This is a genomic window from Herbiconiux daphne (genome assembly GCF_024979295.1).
Classification (GTDB): Bacteria; Actinomycetota; Actinomycetes; order Actinomycetales; family Microbacteriaceae; genus Herbiconiux; species Herbiconiux daphnes.
This window is the reverse complement of the sequence record NZ_JANLCJ010000667.1, coordinates 1-561: the sequence shown is the minus strand read 5'-3', so window position 1 is coordinate 561 and position 561 is coordinate 1. Positions and strand designations below refer to the sequence as shown.

General features: G+C 38.0%; 1 protein-coding gene. It reads right to left on the bottom strand.

Going from position 1 to position 561, the window contains the following annotated elements; genetic code table 11:
* Positions 1 to 380 precede the first annotated feature (380 nt).
* On the bottom strand, positions 381 to 561 hold a 181-nt coding region (locus N1032_RS27045; RefSeq protein WP_259543787.1), incomplete at its 5' end, for a MalT transcriptional regulator family protein.

The window sequence follows — 561 nt, the reverse complement described above, 5'->3', positions numbered from 1 at the left end:
GCTTTCTCTATTACCTCTAACGTTGACACATACAGCGATAACCCTATGTTTTGATTTAGTTCATATTTATCTATCAGCTTTTTAATATCATCAACGCTCATTATTTATTCCAGTGGTTTTTAACAGATTCTAGGGAAATGGTAAGCTATTTGCTTACCCTTATTTATGTTTTATTGCTGGTTATTGGTAGATTTCATCATCTCGTTTGCGTAAACGCATGATTGTTTGAATGTGGAATCTTGAAATGTTTGTTATATCTGCTATCTGGTGTTGGTTATACCCTTCATCGTGTAATTGATTGACTCTGGTTATCACATCCGGGTTTTTTAAACACCAATCAACCGACCATTTTTTATAACTTTCGCTTGCCATTAACCTTATTACCTTTTCCAGTGATATTTAACAGTTCGGATCGATACATTTAATTTCTCCGCTGTTTGTGCTTGCGTTAATCCGTTCTCTTTGCAATCCTGCACCGCTTTTGTCGTGTCCGTGGCAATTGGTCTACCCACTGGCAAGCCTTGCTCTCTACGGCTTGCAATGGCTTCTTGTGTGCGTTCT